General features: G+C 41.6%; 25 protein-coding genes. 15 read left to right on the top strand and 10 right to left on the bottom strand.

All coding sequences use genetic code 11. The features are described from left to right. Nucleotides 1–82 precede the first annotated feature (82 nt). The 11 genes from ndk (at nucleotide 83) to L1272_RS03090 (ending at nucleotide 11,440) form a co-directional block, all read left to right on the top strand. Nucleotides 83–514, top strand: a complete 432-nt coding sequence (ndk, locus tag L1272_RS03140; protein ID WP_036972405.1) for a nucleoside-diphosphate kinase — start codon at nucleotides 83–85, stop codon at nucleotides 512–514. A gap of 170 nt (nucleotides 515–684) precedes the next feature. Then, the gene (locus L1272_RS03135; protein ID WP_235372721.1) at nucleotides 685–1,815 is read left to right on the top strand and encodes a bifunctional tRNA (adenosine(37)-C2)-methyltransferase TrmG/ribosomal RNA large subunit methyltransferase RlmN; all 1,131 of its coding nucleotides are present in this window, start codon (nucleotides 685–687) and stop codon (nucleotides 1,813–1,815) included. Between the two features lie 114 nt (nucleotides 1,816–1,929). Then, nucleotides 1,930–3,705, top strand: coding sequence for a type IV pilus biogenesis/stability protein PilW (pilW, locus tag L1272_RS03130; protein WP_235372720.1), 1,776 nt, complete (start codon nucleotides 1,930–1,932; stop codon nucleotides 3,703–3,705). Next, nucleotides 3,702–4,586 carry a RodZ domain-containing protein gene (locus L1272_RS03125; protein ID WP_235372719.1) on the top strand — a complete coding sequence of 295 codons (885 nt, stop codon included), beginning with the start codon at nucleotides 3,702–3,704 and terminating at the stop codon, nucleotides 4,584–4,586. The genes pilW and L1272_RS03125 overlap by 4 nt, the downstream gene beginning before the upstream one ends. Before the next feature lie 5 nt (nucleotides 4,587–4,591). Then, nucleotides 4,592–5,710: a flavodoxin-dependent (E)-4-hydroxy-3-methylbut-2-enyl-diphosphate synthase gene (ispG, locus tag L1272_RS03120; protein WP_054553525.1), complete on the top strand. Its 1,119-nt coding sequence runs from the start codon at nucleotides 4,592–4,594 to the stop codon at nucleotides 5,708–5,710. Between the two features lie 133 nt (nucleotides 5,711–5,843). Beyond that, complete coding sequence (gene hisS / locus L1272_RS03115) at nucleotides 5,844–7,118, top strand: histidine--tRNA ligase (protein WP_058584526.1); 1,275 nt, start codon at nucleotides 5,844–5,846, stop codon at nucleotides 7,116–7,118. Between the two features lie 24 nt (nucleotides 7,119–7,142). Beyond that, nucleotides 7,143–7,763 (top strand): YfgM family protein, encoded by a 621-nt coding sequence (locus tag L1272_RS03110; protein ID WP_187489352.1) that lies wholly within the window; start codon nucleotides 7,143–7,145, stop codon nucleotides 7,761–7,763. 9 nt (nucleotides 7,764–7,772) lie between these two features. After that, nucleotides 7,773–8,951, top strand: coding sequence for an outer membrane protein assembly factor BamB (bamB, locus tag L1272_RS03105; protein ID WP_054553522.1), 1,179 nt, complete (start codon nucleotides 7,773–7,775; stop codon nucleotides 8,949–8,951). A 75-nt stretch (nucleotides 8,952–9,026) separates the two neighbouring features. Beyond that, complete coding sequence (gene der, locus L1272_RS03100; RefSeq protein WP_054553521.1) at nucleotides 9,027–10,496, top strand: ribosome biogenesis GTPase Der; 1,470 nt, start codon at nucleotides 9,027–9,029, stop codon at nucleotides 10,494–10,496. A 115-nt stretch (nucleotides 10,497–10,611) separates the two neighbouring features. Then, nucleotides 10,612–10,992, top strand: coding sequence for a VOC family protein (locus L1272_RS03095; RefSeq protein WP_054553520.1), 381 nt, complete (start codon nucleotides 10,612–10,614; stop codon nucleotides 10,990–10,992). A gap of 148 nt (nucleotides 10,993–11,140) precedes the next feature. Further along, nucleotides 11,141–11,440: a hypothetical protein gene (locus L1272_RS03090; RefSeq protein ID WP_235372718.1), complete on the top strand. Its 300-nt coding sequence runs from the start codon at nucleotides 11,141–11,143 to the stop codon at nucleotides 11,438–11,440. Between the two features lie 52 nt (nucleotides 11,441–11,492). On the opposite strand, the gene L1272_RS03085 is transcribed toward L1272_RS03090, so the two are convergent. The 3 genes from L1272_RS03085 to L1272_RS03075 all read right to left on the bottom strand — a co-directional run bounded on the left by L1272_RS03085 (nucleotide 11,493) and on the right by L1272_RS03075 (nucleotide 13,151). Beyond that, nucleotides 11,493–12,008, bottom strand: a complete 516-nt coding sequence (locus L1272_RS03085) for a TFIIB-type zinc ribbon-containing protein (RefSeq protein ID WP_199528773.1) — start codon at nucleotides 12,006–12,008, stop codon at nucleotides 11,493–11,495. Between the two features lie 20 nt (nucleotides 12,009–12,028). Continuing rightward, nucleotides 12,029–12,616: a DUF4202 domain-containing protein gene (locus L1272_RS03080; RefSeq protein WP_235372717.1), complete on the bottom strand. Its 588-nt coding sequence runs from the start codon at nucleotides 12,614–12,616 to the stop codon at nucleotides 12,029–12,031. An 82-nt stretch (nucleotides 12,617–12,698) separates the two neighbouring features. Beyond that, nucleotides 12,699–13,151: a TlpA family protein disulfide reductase gene (locus L1272_RS03075; RefSeq protein ID WP_138617898.1), complete on the bottom strand. Its 453-nt coding sequence runs from the start codon at nucleotides 13,149–13,151 to the stop codon at nucleotides 12,699–12,701. Nucleotides 13,152–13,323: 172 nt separating this feature from the next. Between L1272_RS03075 and L1272_RS03070 the strand changes: the two genes are divergently transcribed. Beyond that, nucleotides 13,324–13,659 carry a zinc ribbon domain-containing protein YjdM gene (locus L1272_RS03070; RefSeq protein ID WP_054553514.1) on the top strand — a complete coding sequence of 112 codons (336 nt, stop codon included), beginning with the start codon at nucleotides 13,324–13,326 and terminating at the stop codon, nucleotides 13,657–13,659. Nucleotides 13,660–13,713: 54 nt separating this feature from the next. On the opposite strand, the gene L1272_RS03065 is transcribed toward L1272_RS03070, so the two are convergent. The 6 genes from L1272_RS03065 to L1272_RS03040 form a co-directional block, all read right to left on the bottom strand. Further along, on the bottom strand, nucleotides 13,714–14,550 hold the full coding sequence (locus L1272_RS03065) for a mechanosensitive ion channel family protein (RefSeq protein ID WP_138602278.1): 837 nt from the start codon (nucleotides 14,548–14,550) through the stop codon (nucleotides 13,714–13,716). Between the two features lie 35 nt (nucleotides 14,551–14,585). Continuing rightward, nucleotides 14,586–15,557 (bottom strand): calcium/sodium antiporter, encoded by a 972-nt coding sequence (locus L1272_RS03060; RefSeq protein WP_235372716.1) that lies wholly within the window; start codon nucleotides 15,555–15,557, stop codon nucleotides 14,586–14,588. 336 nt (nucleotides 15,558–15,893) lie between these two features. Continuing rightward, nucleotides 15,894–16,301, bottom strand: coding sequence for a hypothetical protein (locus L1272_RS03055; protein ID WP_235372715.1), 408 nt, complete (start codon nucleotides 16,299–16,301; stop codon nucleotides 15,894–15,896). 37 nt (nucleotides 16,302–16,338) lie between these two features. Continuing rightward, entirely contained in the window at nucleotides 16,339–16,581 is a 243-nt protein-coding gene (locus L1272_RS03050; protein ID WP_235372714.1) for a hypothetical protein, read from the bottom strand. 67 nt (nucleotides 16,582–16,648) lie between these two features. Next, a complete protein-coding gene (locus L1272_RS03045) occupies nucleotides 16,649–17,314 on the bottom strand; it encodes a hypothetical protein (RefSeq protein WP_235372713.1) in 666 nt (221 codons plus the stop codon). Nucleotides 17,315–17,377: 63 nt separating this feature from the next. Then, the gene (locus L1272_RS03040; RefSeq protein ID WP_235372712.1) at nucleotides 17,378–18,277 is read right to left on the bottom strand and encodes an EamA family transporter; all 900 of its coding nucleotides are present in this window, start codon (nucleotides 18,275–18,277) and stop codon (nucleotides 17,378–17,380) included. A 101-nt stretch (nucleotides 18,278–18,378) separates the two neighbouring features. Here L1272_RS03040 and L1272_RS03035 point away from each other — a divergent pair, with 101 nt between their 5' ends. After that, entirely contained in the window at nucleotides 18,379–19,278 is a 900-nt protein-coding gene (locus tag L1272_RS03035; protein WP_235372711.1) for a LysR family transcriptional regulator, read from the top strand. Between the two features lie 127 nt (nucleotides 19,279–19,405). Here the strand turns inward: L1272_RS03035 and L1272_RS03030 are convergent, their stop codons facing one another. Further along, complete coding sequence (locus L1272_RS03030; protein ID WP_054553508.1) at nucleotides 19,406–19,768, bottom strand: MerR family transcriptional regulator; 363 nt, start codon at nucleotides 19,766–19,768, stop codon at nucleotides 19,406–19,408. Between the two features lie 74 nt (nucleotides 19,769–19,842). Between L1272_RS03030 and L1272_RS03025 the strand changes: the two genes are divergently transcribed. After that, nucleotides 19,843–20,727, top strand: coding sequence for an alpha/beta hydrolase family protein (locus tag L1272_RS03025; protein ID WP_054553507.1), 885 nt, complete (start codon nucleotides 19,843–19,845; stop codon nucleotides 20,725–20,727). Beyond that, a complete protein-coding gene (locus L1272_RS03020) occupies nucleotides 20,702–21,103 on the top strand; it encodes a hypothetical protein (protein ID WP_235372710.1) in 402 nt (133 codons plus the stop codon). The genes L1272_RS03025 and L1272_RS03020 overlap by 26 nt, the downstream gene beginning before the upstream one ends. Nucleotides 21,104–21,141: the final 38 nt, after the last annotated feature.

Here is a 21,141-nt window from a genome sequence, read left to right as displayed (position 1 = left end):
TTAGGAATTTTCACGTAAAGCGCGTATAATTCGCGCCCGTTAATATTTAACCTTTTAAATTTAAAATTATTGGAGCATAAAGATGGCTTTAGAGCGTACTTTTTCAATCGTAAAACCTGATGCAGTTGCTAAAAACCACATCGGTGCTATCTACAACCGTTTCGAAACTGCGGGTCTTAAAATCGTTGCAGCTAAAATGGTTCACCTTTCAAAAGAAAAAGCTGAAGGTTTCTACGCTGAGCACAGCGAGCGTCCTTTCTTCGGTGCTTTAGTTGAGTTCATGACATCTGGTCCAGTAATGGTTACTGTTCTTGAAGGTGAGAACGCAGTACTTAAAAACCGTGAAATCATGGGTGCTACTAACCCTGCTGAAGCACTAGCGGGTACTTTACGTGCTGACTACGCAGACAGCATCGACGAAAATGCTGTTCACGGTTCTGACGCTGTTGAATCAGCTGCACGTGAAATCGCATACTTCTTCGCTGACGAAGAAATCTGCCCACGTACTCGTTAATTTCGAGTTCACAGCTAAGTCTGTGATGCAGAAGAAAAAGGGCTTTCGGGCCCTTTTTTAGTCATTAGCTAAGCCCATTGTAAATCTGTTTAGCTAATGACTAAGTCGATTAAATAATGTACAATCGCGCACCCAAACTACTTACCACCGTCACTGATTGAGGTTGTTTCATGACCACTGAAAAAAAGATTAATTTATTAGATTTAAACCGAGATGCAATGCGTGAGCTTTTTGTATCATTCGGTGAAAAGCCATTCCGTGGCGATCAGGTGATGAAATGGATTTATCATTTTGGCGTAGACAATTTTGACGACATGACAAACGTCAACAAAAAGCTTAAAGAAAAGCTAAAAGCTGAATGTGAAATTGTTGCTCCTGAGATCTCTGTTAAACAAGTAGCGACTGATGGCACTATTAAATACGCCCTGATGCTACAAGGTGGCCAAGAAGTAGAAGCTGTTTGGATCCCAGAAAAAGACCGCGCAACTTTATGTGTTTCATCACAAGTAGGTTGTGCCCTTGAATGTACTTTCTGCTCAACAGCACAACAAGGCTTTAACCGTAACTTATCAGTATCTGAGATCATCGGTCAGGTATGGCGTGTTGCAAAAGACATTGGTTTAGACGGCGACAGCACTAAGCGCCCTGTAACTAACGTTGTAATGATGGGTATGGGTGAGCCATTACTTAACCTTAAAAACGTCGTACCAGCAATGGAACTTATGATGGACGATTGGGGTTTTGGTTTATCAAAACGTCGCGTTACATTAAGTACCTCAGGTGTGGTTCCTGCGCTTGATCTATTAAAAGAGAAGATTGACGTAGCATTGGCTATTTCACTGCATGCGCCAAACAATGAGCTGCGAGATGTACTAGTACCAATTAATAAAAAGTACCCAATTGAAGAGTTTTTAGCCGCATGTCGTCGATATATCGATGGTTCTAAAGCAAACAAAGATGTGACTATCGAATACGTTATGCTACAAGGTGTGAACGACAGTACCGATCAAGCCCACGAATTGGTTAAAACACTTAAAGGTACACCTTCAAAAGTGAACCTGATCCCGTTTAATCCATTCCCGGGTAATGAATATGGCCGTTCGAGTAACAGCCGTATCGACCGCTTCTCTAAAGTATTACAAGCAGCGGGTATTACCTGTATCGTTCGCCGTACTCGTGGTGATGATATTGATGCAGCTTGTGGTCAATTAGTGGGTGATGTCGTTGACCGTACTAAACGTTTAGCGAAAAAGAAAATGCGCGAAGATAACGCAATTGCGGTAAACATTCACCAAGCATAAGCGTAACTTTTGAAGTTAAGCCTTTGTGGCAAACTCGTTATTTTTAAAATAATAGATGCAACACAAAGGCTTTTCGGTAAGATAGGCATACGGAATCAAAGAAGAGATTAGGTAATGCGTTCTATACTTGCCATTACTGTTAGTGCATTTGCATTAACAGGGTGTGTTACAGAAAACAGCTACGAAGGTAGCGACAGACCCGTTGTTGAAAAACAAGTTAACAATACCGGTGCTGCCCGTACCCGTATCGCCCTTGCGTTACAGTACTTAAAAACAGGCAATAACTCACAAGCAAAATATAATTTAGAACGCGCCGCAGATTTTGCACCTGACCTCCCTGAAGTTCATTACTCTTTAGCTTATTACTATCAACAGGTTGATGAACCAGAACTTGCCGATAAAGCCTATCAGCGCGCATTAAAAATTGCCCCTAATGATCCAAATACCTTAAACAATTATGGTGTATTTTTGTGTGGCATTGGTGAGTATGACCGCGCTGCAGAAGAGCTTCTTAAAGCGATTTCAATTCCTAGCTATATCCGTGTAGCTGAAAGTTACGAAAACTTAGCTTTATGTGCGATTGAATTTGATGACTTTGAAAATGCGGAAAAATACCTAAAATCAGCACTTAATCACAGCTCGCAGCGCCCTTCTTCAATGATAAGCTTGGCTGGTTTGTATTACGCAAAAAGTGACCTACATAAAGCTGAAGATATTATTGAAAAATACGAATCAACAGGCCGCGTAACACCTCGTGCACTTATGCTCAGCTATCTTATCCAGCAACGTATGGGACACATAGAAAAAGCCGAAGCAACTGCAGGTATCATTTTACAAACTTACCCCGGCTCAAACGAAGCTAAAGCCATTTCCTCTGGGCAGGTTAAACGTTCAGAGTTTGAAATATTACGAGAAAAATATCGTCAAGCTCAACTCGAAGAGCTCCAGATTTCAAGCGATAACTCATCGGTTAGCAAAGACCAACCAAAGATCCGAATCGTAAAAAGAAAAGCCCCAACAAAGGCGAATGAAACAGTAATTGTAGATAAGGCAGATCTACAAGCTTCTAATACAAAAGAAGTATATGCTACGAATCAGCAAAAGTCAGAAGTGCCTGCAATTAATGAACAAGAAACTGTCGAATCAACCCAATCTGTTGCAAACATGCCAGCCCAAGTTGTTGAGCAAGCAAAGACTCAGCCTGAAGCTTCAGGCTTTAAGACTGAAATAGCATCAACCGCAACTGAGCCTGTCGATACTGAAGCTGTTGTTAATGCGCTTGCAATAAAAACACCAGAACAAAAGAAAAGTATATCAACACCTAAAGCTGCTAACGATGAAGTCACTATTGTATCTTTTGGGGCACCCACATCTCCTGAGATTAAGCAACAAACTTCAACTTCTGCAAAAGCTGTCAGCAAAAATGAAAGCACAGTGATATTTTATCAGCCTGAAAAAGATGAAAATGTCTTTGGCGAAGAATCCAACTATGCAGGCCAAACGAGTCAAACCTCGTACTCAGTGACTTCTGAACAAATACAATTACCCATGCTCAACCCACGTGTACCTGCGCTGAATATCCCCTACCATATTATTGAAAATGGTGAAAACCTATTTAGCATTTCAGTGCGATACAATGTTAAACTACAGAAGATTTTGCTGTGGAATGGCTTAAAAGAATCGGATCGCGTACAAAACGGTACTCGCATCTATTTAAATGATCCGAATATTTATCACGACATTAATGCTGGTGATACTTTGTACGACATTGCCACGCAGCATAGCGTATTAATCGATCAATTAATGCGCTGGAACAAATTGAGCCCAGATGTTGCCCTTAAGCCTGGGCATAGACTTTTATTGGTAGATCCAGACTCATACGCACTATGAATGAAGAAAACAATTTAGAACAACCACAAGAAACGCTCGGCCAGGCGCTAAAAAAACGCCGCGAAGATGCAGGAATGAGCCTTGAGCAGCTTGCTGGTGCATTAAAATTATCAGTTTTACAATTACAACGATTAGAAAACGACGAACATGAGTTGCTAGGCCCTGCAACCTTCGTAAAAGGGTATATCAGAAGCTATTCTCGCGAGCTAAAAATAGATAGCCAAGCCATGCTTGAATTGTTACCTGAGCATGTTGAGCCAGCTAAAAAATCTAATATGCAGAGCTTCTCTCGTCGCACCGAAAAAGAAGCAAACGATAGCCGTTTAATGCTGTTCAGTTATTTTATTTTAGCTGTCATTATAGGCTCATCGGTCGTTTGGTGGTGGCAAAATAGTAATCAAAGTATCGAAGAGCCGGTAACAACGGCGATGCCAAATCAGCTTGAAAGCAATGAGCTAACCGCTAATTTAGCAAACGAAGCGCCAGTTGAAGAAACAGTTCAATTGCCTACAGAAGACAAAGAAGTTATTGAGCCACAAGAAACTGTGCCAACAACTAACAACGAAGCAGCAAATCAGGCTGCATCACAAAGCCAATTAACTGCTCAGCCGCAAACCAAAAAAGCTGATCCTGAGCACAGCGAAGTGGTGATGCACTTCAATGAAGATAGCTGGGTAGAAATTCACGATGGCAACGGCGATCGTATTGCTTTTGGTGTTAAAAAAGCAGGTTACGTTATGACAGTAACCGGCCCACAGCCGTTTAGTGTGGTGCTCGGCAAACACCAAGTAGTCGATATTACTTTTCAAGGTCAAGCCGTCGATACCTCACATTTTGCCAAAAATCGCTTAGCTAAATTTACTTTACCGTTATCAGAGTAACCGCAATGTTTTCAGAATCTCCTATTAAACGTAGAAAATCGACCCGTATTAACGTAGGTAATGTGCCAATTGGTGATGGTGCACCAATTGCCGTTCAGTCGATGACTAACACCAACACCCTAGATATCGATGCAACGGTTGCACAAATTCAAGCTATTCAAGATGCTGGCGCCGATATTGTGCGTGTGTCTGTACCAACCATGGAAGCAGCTGAAGCATTTAAAAGCATTAAAGAACAAGTCACAATTCCACTAGTAACAGATATTCACTTTGATTACCGTATTGCGTTAAAAGTGGCTCAGTATGGCGCGGATTGTTTGCGTATTAACCCGGGTAACATAGGTAGCGAAGAGCGTATTCGTGCCGTTGTAGACTCAGCACGTGAGCACAACATCCCTATTCGTATTGGTGTTAATGGCGGTTCATTAGAGCGTGATTTACAAGAAAAATACGGCGAACCAACACCAGAAGCACTGCTTGAATCAGCTATGCGCCATGTTGAGATCTTACAACGTTTAGACTTTGACCAATTTAAAGTATCCGTTAAAGCGTCAGATGTATTTTTAGCGGTCGGTGCATATCGTTTACTTGCCAAAGAAATCGACCAGCCTCTGCATTTAGGTATTACCGAAGCAGGCGGCATGCGCTCAGGTTCTGTTAAATCGGCTGTTGGTTTAGGTATGCTACTTGCCGAAGGCATTGGTGACACATTACGCGTATCACTTGCTGCCGATCCGGTACAAGAGATCAAAGTGGGTTTTGATATTTTAAAATCATTACGCATTCGCTCACGCGGCATTAACTTTATTGCCTGCCCGAGCTGCTCACGCCAAGAGTTTGATGTGGTAAGCACCATGAACCAACTTGAAGAGCGCCTTGAAGACGTAGTTGAGCCTATGTCAGTGTCGGTGATTGGTTGTGTGGTAAATGGCCCTGGTGAAGCGCTGGTTAGTGATATCGGCCTTGCTGGTGCGAACCGTCGCTCTGGCTTATACATCAATGGTGAGCGTCAAAAAGCACGTATCGATAACGATAACATTGTCGACCAACTTGAAGGCTATGTGCGCGACTTTATCGCTAAAAAAGAGAAAGAAACGCCAATCGACATCAAAATCGTTGAATAATTCGCATATACTCGGCAAACCCTTGGGTTTGCCGTTTACCTTTACCGCTTAGACGGTATAATGACGGGTCAATTTTTTAGTTTTTCTTGAGGCGCGATTTTTTCAGCGCAATTACAGTATTTAGGATTTATCAGTGGCAAAACAAATTCAGGCAGTTCGTGGTATGAACGATTGTCTGCCAGGCGATACGCAAATTTGGCAGAAAGTAGAAGACATTTTACGTGAAACAGTTTCATCGTTTGGTTATCAAGAAATTCGTTTTCCTATTGTTGAATCAACCGACCTATTCAAACGCTCTATCGGTGAAGTAACCGATATCGTCGAAAAAGAAATGTACACCTTTGCAGACCGTAATGGCGATAACTTAACTCTTCGCCCTGAAGGTACCGCAGTGTGTGTACGTGCAGGTAATCAAAACGGTTTACTGTATAACCAAGAACAACGTTTATGGTACATGGGCCCGATGTTCCGTCACGAGCGTCCACAAAAAGGCCGTTACCGTCAATTCCACCAATTTGGTTTAGAAACATTCGGCATTGCCACTGCTGATATTGATGCAGAAGTTATTTTGCTGACAGCCCAATTATGGAAAGAGTTTGGTATCAGTGAGCACGTTCGTCTTGAGCTTAACTCATTGGGTTCAAATGAAGCGCGTGCAGACTACCGTGATGCACTTGTTGCTTACTTAGAGCAACACGTCGATGTACTTGATGAAGACTCTAAGCGTCGTATGCACACCAACCCTTTACGTGTGTTAGATAGCAAAAACCCTGATGTACAAGCCATTTTAACTGATGCGCCTAAACTATCTGAGCACTTAGATGCTGAATCAAAAGAACATTTTGAAAATTTATGTGAACGTTTAGACGCTGCTGGCGTCGAATACACGGTAAATGAAAAGCTTGTACGTGGCCTTGACTATTACAACCGCACCGTTTTTGAGTGGGTAACCGATAGCCTAGGCGCACAAGGAACCGTTTGTGCAGGTGGTCGTTACGATGGCCTAGTTGAACAACTTGGCGGTAAAGCAACACCAGCGGTAGGTTTTGCAATGGGTCTTGAGCGTTTAGTGTTATTACTTCAAGCACTAGAAAGTGTAGGTGACATCCGCCGTAGTGCTGATGTATATTTGGCAGCCATGGGCGATAAAGCCAGCATTCAAGCGCCTATCATTGCCGCTCAGTTACGTAAAGATGTTGCAGGTCTTCGTGTTATGGTGCACGCAGGCGGTGGCAATTTTAAAAAGCAATTAAAACGCGCAGATAAAAGCGATGCGCTAGTCGCAGTTATTATCGGCGAAGATGAATTAGAACAAGGCGTTGTGACTATTAAGTACTTACGTGAGCGTAAAGAACAAGTCACCTTAAAACTAGAAGAAGCGAAAACGCTACTAGCTGAACTTATTTAAGCCCAGCTAGCAACAGAGGTAAGCATGGAAATTTATTCAACAGAAGAACAACAAGAAGAAGCGATCAAACGCTTTTTCCGTGAAAATGGTTTAGCACTTGCAATTGGTATTGTTGCAGGTTTAGGTGGTTTATATGGTTGGAAAGCTTATAACCAAAACCAAATCACCACAGCTGAGAAAGCATCTGACTCTTTCACACAACTTGTTGAAAGCGGTGCCGTGCTAGAAAAAGCGGATACGTTTATTAAAGAAAATAACGAGTCAAGCTACAGCACGCTAACAGCATTTGTTGCGGCAAAAGAAGCCGTAGAAAAGAATGACCTTGATGCGGCAAGCGAAAAGCTTAACTGGATCATCACCAACGAGCAAAACCCTGAGCTTAAAGCAACGGCAACAACGCGCCTTGCTCGTGTTCACCTTGCGCAAAAGCAATATGAGCAAGCGTTAACAACGCTAAACGCCCAGCTTCCAGCATCATTTACTGCTGCAGTCGCTGAATTAAAAGGCGATGTTTATGCTGCACAAGGCGATAAAGCAGAAGCACGCAGCCAATACCAAGCTGCTGCGGATAATGGCGGCCTTGAAAACAACCCGTTATTACAAATTAAACTTGATGACTTAGCACAAACTAGCCCAGCGGCGTAAGGGGTTAAGATGAAGAAGTTAACAGCGGCAACACTTGCTCTGTGTATCGCAACCCTAACTGGGTGTTCGTCAAGTGATGACGAAGAAGAACTGGTACTGCCTGAAATTGTTAATCAGTTTGAGACAGACGTAGTATGGCAAGAATCAATTGGTGACGGTGTTCAGCATTATTTCTCGCGCTTAACGCCGGCTATTCATAACGATGTTGTGTATGTAGCAAACCGCGAAGGTGAAGTTGAAGCCCTTTCGCTTGAAAATGGCGATACGCTATGGCAAACCGATGTGCGTGAAAACCCTGCCTTTTGGCCTTGGGAAACCACAGAAAGTGCCAAGTTATCGGGTGGTATTTTACAAGCTTACGGCAAAATTTTTGTTGGTTCTGAGCATGGTTACTTAACCGCGCTAGACCGTGAAACAGGTGAAATTGTTTGGCGTAAAACGATGCCTGGCGAAGTACTTGCTAAACCTGCTGCAGGCGACGGCTTAATCTTTGTAAACCTAGGCTCTGGTAAATTATTAGCAGTGCACCCAGATACAGGTGAAGAACGTTGGCGCTTCGAACAAGAAGTACCACCACTGACATTACGTGGTCAAAGTTCACCAACTGTGGCAAACGGCGGTGTATTACTAGGTCTTGAAACAGGTAAACTGAGCGTATTAATTTCAGAAAACGGCTACTCTGCATGGAGTGCTGAAATTGCCTCTCCAAAGGGTGCATCTGAGTTTGAACGTTTAGTTGATGTAGATACACAAGCATTAATTAGCGGCCCATACGCCTATGCAATCGCTTATAATGGTAACTTAGCAGCCGTTGATATTCGTTCAGGTAATGTTGTTTGGAAACGTGAGTACAGCAGCTACCGTGATCTATCGATGGATAGTCAGTCTATCTATGTTGTTGATAGCGATGGTGTTATTTACAGTCTAGATAAAACATCAGGTATTGAGCGCTGGAGCCAACCAGCACTGCGCGGCTGGTACTTAACAGGCCCGACTGTGGCTGGTAAATATTTAGCATTAGGTGACCAAGAAGGTAACCTACACTGGTTAGACAAAGAAACGGGCGAGCTTGTATCGCGCGAAGACTTTGACAGCTCAGGTTTCTTTATTGAGCCTGTTGTTGCCGGTGACAAATTAATTTTATACACCCGAGATGGTGAAGTTAGCGCGGTTAAAATTCCAAACTAACTTACTAATAGTAAACGTTATTTTTCTAAGGCTTCGCTTGGCGAAGCCTTTTGTTGTTTTTTTAAGAGGTAGTTTATGCTTCCCGTGATCGCTCTTGTTGGGCGACCCAATGTGGGCAAATCCACATTATTTAACCGTTTAACACGTACTCGTGACGCCCTCGTAGCCGACTTTCCAGGCTTAACACGAGATAGAAAATATGGCCAAGCTGATTACGATGGCTATGAATTTATCGTGGTAGACACGGGTGGTATTGACGGTTCTGAGCAAGGTATCGAAACTGAAATGGCTGAGCAATCGCTTCTGGCAATTGAAGAAGCCGATATCGTGTTATTTTTAGTTGATGCCCGCGCAGGTATGACCGCCGCTGACCAAGCGATTGCTAACCACCTTCGTAAACAACAGAAGAAATGTTTTGTTGTGGCAAACAAAGTCGATGGTATTGATGCAGACTCATATTGTGCTGAGTTCTACCAGTTAAGCTTAGGTGACGTACATCACATTGCAGCGGCTCACGGCCGTGGTATCACGCAGCTACTTGAAACAACTTTACAGCCAGTTATTGCCGAACTTGCAGGCGAAGCTGAAGAGCTTGAAGAAAGTGATGACGAATTAGTTGATCTTTACAGCGAAGATGAAGAAGGCGAAGACAACCAGCAAGCCTTTGCTGATAAGCCAGTAAAGCTTGCTATTATCGGTCGCCCTAACGTTGGTAAGTCAACACTTACAAACCGTATCTTAGGCGAAGAACGTGTGATCGTTTACGATATGCCGGGTACAACCCGTGATTCTATCTATATTCCGATGACACGTAACGACAAAGAGTACATTCTTATTGATACCGCAGGTGTTCGTAAACGTAAGAAAGTAAGCGATGTTGTAGAAAAATTCTCTGTGATCAAAACCCTTAAAGCGATTGAAGATGCTAACGTGGTATTACTAGTAGTTGATGCGCGCGAAGGTATTTCTGATCAAGATTTGAGCTTACTAGGTTTTGCCTTAAACGCAGGTCGTTCATTGGTTGTGGCTGTTAACAAATGGGACGGCCTAGACGATTACGTTAAAGAACGTATTAAGTCAGAACTTGACCGTCGTTTAGGTTTCATCGATTTCGCACGTTTACACTTTATCTCTGCTTTACATGGCACCGGTGTGGGTCATTTATTTGAATCAGTAGACGAAGCGTACGAATCAGCCACTAAACGTATTAGCACAGCGATGCTGCGTCGTATCATGGATATGGCACAAGCAGATCACCAACCGCCACTTGTTCGCGGTCGTCGTGTAAAACTTAAATATGCTCACGCAGGGGGTTATAACCCACCACGTATCGTGATCCACGGTAACCAAGTTCATGACTTACCAGATAGCTACAAACGCTACCTAATGAACTATTACCGTAAAGCATTAGGTATTATGGGCACGCCAATCAAAATTGAATTTAGAGAAGGCGACAACCCATACGCTGGCCGCACTAACAAAGTGACCTTATCGCAAAAACGTAAAATTCGTGCATTTGCGAAAGAAAACCGCAACAAGTCGTAGCTTCTTCGACTAAGCTTTAAGTATTAAATAAACCTTGTAAGTATGACTTACAAGGTTTTTTTATTGCTGAAACTATGCTTTATTTAATAAACGAATAATAAATAGAGCAGCATAAATGGACTTTTTAAGTCAGGTTATTTACGTCGATAACGTAGAAGAAGTACTCGACTTTTACTATCAAGCATTTGGTTTAAATACCAACCATATCAGTGACGATGCCGAATACGGTGAACTTGTTACAGGTTCCGTTAAACTTGCTTTTGCGACCCACCCGCATGCGCAAGCATATTTCAAGCAAGGGTATATTCGCGCCCATCCTAAGCAACCTGCTCTTGGTTTTGAGCTAAGATTCAGCTGCCATAATTTAGTCGAAAGTTACGATAAAGCTGTGCTTGCTGGTGCTGAGCCATTGTGCCCGCCAACTAAAAAAGACGCCCAGCATTATGCGTATGTTCGCGCTATTGAGGGCACTTTAGTGTGTTTAGTAGAAGATTAGCTTTTTGTAAGGTCCGCTTTTGTTAGGTCAGTATGCAGCTCAAGGGTTAACTCGCGTAATAACTCGATTCGCTCCAAACTCATATTTGAGCGTGCCATTAACTTAGCTGTTAATTCTTCAGCATCAACTTTAAATTGCACTCAATGTAATGAACGATTACGGCCGTATTCCTGTATGTGGCATGATCTCAGGTTACAATAACGACACTGCACAGCCAGGGCCAAGCAACCTGTTTTATATCAACTCGAAAAAGCTCACCATGCAAGGCTTCATCGTGATTGATTACTTTGATCAATTTCCTGAGTTTATTGAACAAATGGGCGCGTGGATCGGCGAAGGTAAAATTAAATCTGAAGAAACGGTATACCATGGCATTGAAAATGCCGTTGATGCATTTCTTGGTCTGTTCGAAGGTAAAAATAAAGGAAAAATGCTAGTTAAGCTTTAACGCCTAACGTGCAAATAAAGCCTGTATCTTAGTTGGTACAGGCTTCTTATTATCAGTCATTCAAAATCGATAAATAGGCAAGTTCTGCTAGTTTTTCTAAAGGTGACGTTGCATTAGACTCAGGCTTTTTAGCATGAACCGAGTAACGCCTTTTTGGGATTTTAACTTGAATAAAACCATGATTATTGGCCATATCAATACGTAGCATTTCACGCTCTTTTGGCGTTAAATGATTTTCATGTATTTTTTCAAGCTCGCCATGATCAAGCCAAATAGCCGCACAATTTGGACATTCATCTATTTCAACCACTTTTAGTGGCGTGAAAAAGCGTCGCATCATCACCACGTCAGGGCACTTCGGGCAATTAATTCGCTTTGCTAAATCAACGCATTCTGTTGGCAGTGTTTGTAAATGAGCCACCAGCACTTGCGCGGGTTTTAAATTCGGATCGCTAAAGTGAAATATTTGTCGGTTATCAAAAAATACGCCACCGCTTTTTGATAAATACACGTTAACATCGCCAATGCTCACTGCTTCAAGGGCTGTTTTAGTACGCGGGCAAAACATAGACCTTCCTTGTTTTAAATTTAACTTAGCGCTTTTGTAATTATCGGTTTAAGCGGCTCAGGTAAGCTGATGTTACCAGCTAACACAAATTCATGTGCTTCGTTTGACATTTTTTGCCAAGTTTTACGAATAATACCCAACCATTTTTGCTCATCGTAATCAGGCTTGCTAGTTGCAAAATCAAGCATGTAATGCTCAATAAATACAAGGCTTGCGATGTCTTCAATTAATTGGCTATCAGGGTTTCGCTTTATATTCTTTTTAGCCACGGCTGCGTATACACGCTCACATTCACTCGTTGAGTAACCAGCGGTTTTCATAAGGGCTGTTACACGCTCGGCATGAAAATCATATAAAGCAGTGCGCCATTGATAATAACCTTGCTTACCCATAGGGAAATCACTGCGAGGAGAGCGCCAGCGTTCAATATGTTGGCCCCGTGCAGCAATGCGCATTAGTTCATCGGCTTGCGGATTAAAACGGTTAAGCATATCGGTCATACGCATAGAATATAAAGATTCTTTAGCTAACGCTTGCCCAGCATGCTTAACACGATTGGGATCTGCAGCATTCGCTGCATCTATGGCTTCTATAACAGTTTGAGACATATAACATTCTCTAGTTGGTTTATAGCCATGATTATAATGAGCAATAACTACTTTAGCTACTTTGCTCTAGCAAACAACTCTATTACAAACGAGTAAGGTCCATCGCGATGCTGTGCTTAGGCTTTTCAATCATTCGAAGCAACTCTTTGCCGTTAGAGCTTACAATAAACGTTGGGGTATAACGAAGGTCGTACTGCTTAGCTAAACCATCAGGGTCAAGCTTATCGTAACCAACCGCAATTAATTGGAGTGATCCCAGCTTTACACCCGAACCATCAAGTAACTTTAGTAAACGAGGCACTTCACGCTTAGAGTCATGACACCACGTACCTAAAAATACTAATACTTGTTTACCACTGAGCGTTTTAATCGTGTTTAAATCATCCTCAGATGGTGAATAGTTTTTATACTCTTTAGCAAAAGCAGGATACTGTGCGAGTAAATCCTCAGCGGTAATTTCCCCACTGTACGGCGACGTCGTTGCAAATGTGAATGATGAGAATAATAAGGTAACGAAATAAATAACTTTTTTCATTGTGAGTGCTCTTTGTTCTAATTAACTCACAATAACCAAATTATCGAAAACACTCCAGCATTACAATTGCGAGTTTGCACATACTTACTTTCTATGAGGTGCTTTAGATAAACTCGCAATGCTGTGAATAAGCCATTAAAATACGCTTTTATAATTAACCATGGTGCCATTTATGTCTTTTCCTCCTTGCCCACAATGTAACTCTGAATACGTGTATGAAGATCAAAACAATTTAGTTTGCCCAGAGTGTGCTCACGAGTGGGACCCCAATGCGGTTGATACCGATGATGTGATCAATGTGAAAGATGCTAACGGCACTTTATTGGCTGATGGCGACAAAGTGACTGTTGCGAAAGATTTAAAAATTAAAGGCAGCTCGCAAGTTATTAAAATTGGCACCAAAGCCGTGATCCGCCGTGTGCTAGATAAAAAAGACCACGAATTAGATTGTAAAGTCGATGGCGTAGGTGAAATGATGGTGACCGCTAAGTTTGTTAAAAAAGCTTAAAGAAGCATAGTAAGTAAATCGACTAACCAGATTTACTTACTAACATTAGTAAAGTTACTTCTTTGTCACCACGCCTTCAGGTATGTGTAAAGTACGTTGTGGGAAAGGAATTGTCAGGCCAGCTTTCTCGATTGACTCTTTGACACGTTTGTTTAAATCCCAATAAGTTTGCCAATAGTCTTCATTTTTAGCCCATGCTCTTAGCTGAATATTCACCGAGCTCTCAGCCATGGCTGTCACCATCACTTGCGCCGCCGGTTCACTCAGTAAACGGCTTTCGTTCGCGGCAATATCTTTTAGCACCGCAAAGCCATCATCGATTGAATCGGCATATGAAATACCCACAACAATATCCATTCGGCGTTTGCCATTTCGGGTGAAATTTTTAATATTATTTCCCCACACTATGCCATTAGGTGATGCAATATAAAGACCATCAATCGTTTGAAAAACACTGGTGAATAGGTTTACCTCAGAGACAGTACCTTGCATCGAGCCTATTTCAACAAAGTCACCAACTTTAAACGGCCTTAATATAAGTAACATCATGCCTGCTGCAATATTACTTAAAGTGTCTTTAAGGGCTAAACCTATCGCCAAACCTGCCGCCCCCATTAGGGCAATAAGGCTTGCCGTATTCACGCCAAAGATATCTAAAATAAATACCCCGCCAATAATATACACCGCATAGCCTGCCACAGACGACAAAATAGGCAGCAAGGTATTATCAACTTTTTTAAGCGTCGCGTTGGAGTTTTTTATAGCCTTTTTCACTGACTTAGCAAGCACTGCACTGGCAATTAAAATAACAATTGCGAGTATCAATTTATACCCTAGCGCTATGATTGTTTCTGAGTTATTGAGCCAAAACTCATTGAGGGTTTGTTTCATAAAGATCCTTGATTTTTTTAAATTCGAAATTGCATTTATTGATAAATTGAAAAGAAAAGCCATGCGTTATAGGCAATAAAAATCAGCAATAAACCAATACCTTCAGCGCGATTTACCCTGCCAATACCTCGGTGCCCATAAGCAAAAATTAATAAAAATATTGAAAGAGAGAACATCGCCAGCCAATCTCGCGATAATAGATCCGGTGAAAGGTTATCAGCTGGCGCTATCATCCCTGCAATACCTGTGACGGCCAAGATATTAAATATGTTTGAGCCAATCACATTACCAATGGCAATGTCGTGTTCACCTTTTCTGGCTGCGGCAATTGAAGCTGCAAGTTCAGGGAGCGAAGTGCCAAGTGCCACAATTGTGAGACCGATAATGAGGTCGCTAATACCCATAATCTCAGCAATACTGACTGCCCCCCATACCAATAGCCTTGAGCTAATAATGAGTACAACAAGCCCAACTACCAGCCAAACAATAGCTGCTTTAAGTGACATTGTTTGCACGTTAAGTTCTTGCTCAACATCTGTTGCTAAGCTGTCATTTTTGCTTTTAAGGCCAGAATAAATACTCCACCCCATAAAACTGCAAAAGCCAAGTAACAATACACCTGCGTCAAAACGTGATAAGCCACCATCAACAATCAGTAATGCAAATAGCACACTCACCACAAGCAATAATGGGAGCTCTTTTTTAACGATATTAGAGTGAACAGCAATCGGGGCAATCAGCGCTGTTATCCCTAGTATAAGCCCAATATTGACAATGTTTGACCCCAGCGCATTACCTAAAGCAAGCTCTGGGCTGCCATCAGCAGCAGCCATGGCCGATACCAACATCTCAGGAGCCGACGTACCAAACCCAACCACAATCATACCAATGAGTAAACTAGGCATACCTGCATATTTTGCGCTTACAGCTGCACCATCAACAAAGCGATCAGCGCTCCAAATCAGCAATACAAAACCAACTAAAATGGCAAGGATAAACAAGGTCATAGTGCTCTCCAACAGAAGGGTTGCACAGCAAAATGTGATAAATAAACCGATTTAAGAGGACAGAAATAACCATATAAATGGTCTAGAAATGTAACAAGCACGAGACGGTTCCTTAGGGCGAAGAACAATAAGACACGCATCAAGGTCGCCCATTGAACCCAATACGTGCCTTAGGTCTTGTCAATCCGGCTTGCGGACATGAACGCCACGAACATTGGTTCGGAGACTGTTGACGTTCATCTTAATCTAAGAGACTACTCCCCTAAGGTTAGGTAAAGACTATATAACTAAAAGTCATACAATTAAAGCTCTATTTGTTCCTTTTTTACTTGTTATTTAGAAGCTCAAATGTTCTACAACAATCCCTGTAACTTGACAATTTTCACAGCTCAATTGCCAGCCAGCAGCCCATGTGGTTGCGTTAAGATTTCCTTTGCAAAGTGGGCAAACTTCGCCAGCAAACGTACTGGGGGTAATATCTTTAGCTCGCTTAGAAAACGGCCTTAAAAACCAAAGAATATTATCGTCGATACTGATGGTTAGATCGTGGCGTAACGTCTCACAATACGCATTAAACACAGCTTGTTTGTACTGCTTTTCGTGCTCAGCAGATTGACTGGCATAAACACTCAACGCGTTTTCGATGTTTCTTAGACGATCGGGCCATGCTTGTGCGTCTATATTCGCTTTGCAATCTAACAACTCTTCAAGAGTGTAACTTGCATAGTTTGGTTCAAACATCATTGCCATCCTTGCTTTGGGTTATTAATTCTTTGGGTACTCAGTGCTTTAGATATAATGTACCATTTTGCTTTATTTGCAAAAGCCATTGATCAAACAAATTGTTCGCGATACTCAGCTCTTCATCTGAAAGTGTCGGGTATTGTCTTTGCTCAAACCACGCATAACGATTATACACATCGTTATTTTGCGTGATTTCCATAATGAGTCGATTTATAGCGTAGGCTTTTGCTGCACTATGCTCACCAACTTGTTCGCTGTAATACATGCTCGCTAAACTCATCAGCGCTTGTTCACTGCCCTGCTTCGCTGCTTGCTCTAAAAATACGGTTTTACGCTCTTTAAAACCATCACGATTTTTTTATGAACTCGGCACGTGACAACTTCTCAGGAAATTGCGACTTCATGTAAAATTCGGGAGTTAGCCCAGCAAACGTTTGCTGCGCAAAGGCAGAGCCCTGTTCTGCTGCCATTGCCAAATAACGGTAAAAAGACCGCCGCGTTGCTAAATCAACCCCTTCGCAATACTCATATTTTTCTAAAACACGGTTTTGCGTATCACCAGCATCGCTAAACTCATAGCTTTCGGCTAATGTTGCCTCAAGCGCCTCAGCATCTAAAGGAGCATTAAAGCAATACTTAAGATTTTGTGCGATGAGATAGTTAGCCTCAGCATCACCTTGCTTAGCGCGTTGCTTTAGCTCAGTAAAATGGTCAATAAACACACCATCAAAACGCCATTTCGGTGCATTTTTGATAATAAATTCACGGCTATCATTGGCTTCACTCCCTTGCTCAGCAGATTCATCAGCTAACAAACTCGTATCAGGCTTTGTGGCTGATATGTTTGCTTGTGCCTCAACGTGCTGCGAAGCTGTTGTATCATTTGATGACTCTGAATTGGTTGCAAAAATTGCAGCTTCTCGTGAAAAATATATATAAATAACGAACAACAATACCAAAACCACAATTAAAAATGGCTTTACTCCTTGCCTAACAAAAGCATACCCAGACATAACAACCTACTTATTATTTTTGTTGCTCAGTAAGTTACAAGAAAACAAGGATGAAAGCGAAACTTAACTGCGGTTTCGCTTTGTTTGCATTAAACAAGCAATAACAATAAAACTAATCCCAACTAATTGCTGCCCATTTACCGGGCTATCTAGAATAGTTAACTGAAGAAGGTATGAAAACACCACTGACGTATAAATCAGCGGCGCTAGTTCAGAGCCGGTAGTAACTAGTTTATATGCAGAGCTTCTAAAGTATTGCGTAGCACTACTAAATACCGCTAATAACACTAATAAGCCTAATAATAACCAAGCACTCTCATCCACCAAGCTGCCTGCTGCGAGCTCAGCATTTAGCCCACCAACGAACAGCGGCAGAATGAAAAATAGCGTACTGAATAGTGCTGCAATTAAAAAGCAAAAACCATTAGCAACCAGAACCGGGGTTTTCTCTTTACTAATTTGAAATAAACACAATTGCGAGCAAGCATTAAAAAAGCCAGCTGCCAGACCAATTAATAGCTCCCAACGTAACGTAATCCCTTGGTCGGTCATACTTTGAATGATCAGCCCTATCATCATTAACAACAAAGTCGGCACGACAAACAAGTCGATTTCTCGCTTATACACCACACTTTCAAGCAATGGGATAAACAAAGGCCCGGTGCTAAACAACACAACTGCCTCAATTAACGTAAGTTTGTAAAGCGCTAAAATAAAAAAACCTTGGCACAAGGTGATAAAAACAGCACGTAGCATCACATTTTTTAATGCAGAAAAACTAACATAATGCCAAAACCGTGCTCGCGCTGTTGCTAACATTAAACAACCAGGTAAGAGCAACCTTAAGAATAACAGTAAAATAATTGGCAGCATGGGGGTTAACAGCTGGGTAACCAGTCCATTCAGTGCTAGAGTGAGGGTAGATAGCAGCATTAACGCACTAGAGCGGTGACTAATGTTCATTTACATTGTTTATAAAGCGAGTAGATGACACTCACGATACGCTCTGCTGAAATTATAAAAAAGCGAATAAAACCGCATTAATATGTAAGAAAAACTAACATATGAAACACAATATCCCGCTCAAATCCTTATACAGTTTCATTGCTGTTGCAGAGACTGGCAGCATGGTTAAAGCCGCAGATTCAATTCACGTTAGTCACTCGGCTATCAGCCAAGCTATCAAGTCTCTTGAACAACAGCTTGAGGTAAAACTTTTCGATAGGGTTGGCAGACAAGTGTATTTAAATGATGCTGGGAAACTTTATTATCAGCGCGTTTCGCCCGCCGTTCAGGCCATCATTTCAGCAAGCGAAGAGGTTAAAAATAAAGACAAAAATCATCATTCAATTTCACTCAACATGGTGAACTCTTTGGCATTACATTGGTGGATACCACGAGTTGATAAGCTACAAAATTGTTATGCTGAGTTAGATATTCGCTTATCAAACTTTGTAGGTGATGTTGATCTCGAAAGACGCAATATTGATATGGCTATTTTTCAGGGCGATCCGCAAAATTGGCAAAAGTACCACTGTGAGAAATTAGCAGATGATGAACTTGTTTTAGTTTGCAGCCCGTCATTATTAAAGTCAGAAACTACAAACAACATCAATGAACTATTAAACCGCTTTCCCGCCATTCAAGTGCTTAATGCACGCAGAAACAATAACTGGCAGATTTGGGCAGAGCATAACCACATTGCCTGCCCTAAAACACAAAAAAACCGCTCTTTTGAAACCACAGCTCAAGCATTGCAAGCTGTAACGAGAGAACTTGGCCTACTGGTTACCCATAAGCAATTTGTTCTAGAAAAGCTCGAATATGGCGAATTAGTGCAGCTAGGCAATGCAGTAATCCATCCGCAGCAGTCATTTTTCTATGCCTGCAAAGCTGACAAATTAAAACATACCAGCATTCAACAATTGATCGCATGGCTAAAAAATGAATTTTTAGCAAGTTAGCAAAATTGTAGCGACGATTTTATATCGCGTAGAATTGATTGCTTTACATTGAATCATTTATATAGCACCAGCAATAAAGACCAATTCAAAACTATTTTATTTAGAGCTAGTTATATGCCAAACGTGATTAGCTTAACTTATCTTTATACTCACACATGCCTTTTAACGCATGGTCGATTAAGGTTTTTATGTTCGTCAGCTCAGTGATTTTGGCGTCTATTTCTTTACTTTTTTCAATCAATTTGGCGGCCATAGCTTGCTGAGTTAAGTTGTTTTTGCCAAGTAGCTGTGTGAGATCTTTAATCTCTTTTAAAGTGAAGCCTAGGTTTTTAGCCATTGTGATCATGTTGAGCTGCTCAACTGTTTTTTCACTATAAATACGATAGCCATTCACATCTCTTGAAGGTGGCGGGATCAACTGCTCTTTTTCATAAAAACGAATGGTGTCTTTTGTGAGGCCGGTTAATTGCGTGACTTGCTTGGTTTTCATAAAAATACGCTTGACTGTAGAGTAAGCTCCACAGTTTATGCTCAACGCATTCTTCTATCAATACTAATAAAAAAATGAATACATCGATTAGTGTTAAAACAGCCGATAACGTCACTTTAAATGGCACTCATTTTGCGGCCAACAATCCTAAAGCAACGGTGCTATTAAACCCAGGTACAGCAACAAAAACCACCTACTATTTACCGTTTGCGGAGTTCTTAGTCAGCCAAGGTTTCGATGTGGTTGTTTGGAATTACCGTGGCTTTTGCGAATCGAAAACAAGCCAGTTAAAAGGCTGTATTTATCAATATTCAGACATTGGCCGCTTTGATATGCCTGCCATGATTGATAAAGCTAAAAGCATCAATCCTTCTCTGCCACTTTATTGCGTTGGTCATAGTGCTGGCGGTCAGCAAATAGGTTTAGCTGCCAATTACCAAAAGCTTGATGCCCTTGTTGCGGTTGCAGTTTCTGCCGGATACTTTGGTTATATGCCAACCGGTTACCGTATTAAAGCTAACTTCTTCTTTCGTTTATTTTCGCCGATTACGGGGGCATTATTTAAATACGTGCCTGCTAAAAAAATGAATTTTATGGAAGACTTACCCGTTGGCTTTACGCGTGAATGGTCAGCGTGGTGTAGAGAAAAACAGTTGTTTTTCTCGAATAAATTTTACGGTAAATCGATTGCCGAAGGTACCTATAAAAACTTTGATATTCCTACCTATGTCTTTACCGCTGACGATGATGAAATCTGTACCGAGCAAAACGTGCATAACTTTTGGCGCAATGTAACCAGCAAACACCCAATTGCTTTTAAGCGTTATCAATCTGCACAATTACCCGCTAAAAAAGTAGGCCACTTTGGCTATTTCAGAAAACATAATCAAGCAATTTGGCATGACATATTAACCGCGTTAAATGAGACTCATAATGCAAAACAAAGCAGTGCTATTTAAACAACCCGCTCGTTTACTCTTTATTGTACTCGCGAACTTTATCGCCAGTATTTTGCATTATGTGCACAATATTATGTATTTTGAGCACTATCCTGAACCTGATTGGCTTGCAGCAAACGTGGTCGACTACTTTTGGTTTATCATGACTTTTGTTGGCTTATATGCGCTGCTCTGTTTAGCTAAGCAACGCATTAAACACGCCATGTGGCTGCTCTATCTTTATGCTGCGATGAACATGTTATCGGTACTGCATTATGCGGTTGATAGCGATAACGTTATGACAACCGAAATGCATGTATTAATTTTGCTAGAAACCGTTGTTGCTATTTGGCTCATTATTTTCGTTGCAAAAACACGCTTAGCAACAACCAACTAACGGTCACTCTTGAGTCTTTTTAATTGACCTATTTTGCT

The organism is Pseudoalteromonas sp. PAST1 (assembly GCF_021532515.1).
Taxonomy (GTDB): Bacteria; Pseudomonadota; Gammaproteobacteria; order Enterobacterales; family Alteromonadaceae; genus Pseudoalteromonas; species Pseudoalteromonas simplex.
Note: the sequence above shows the minus strand (reverse complement) of the source record. Positions and strands in the feature narration are given on the sequence as shown.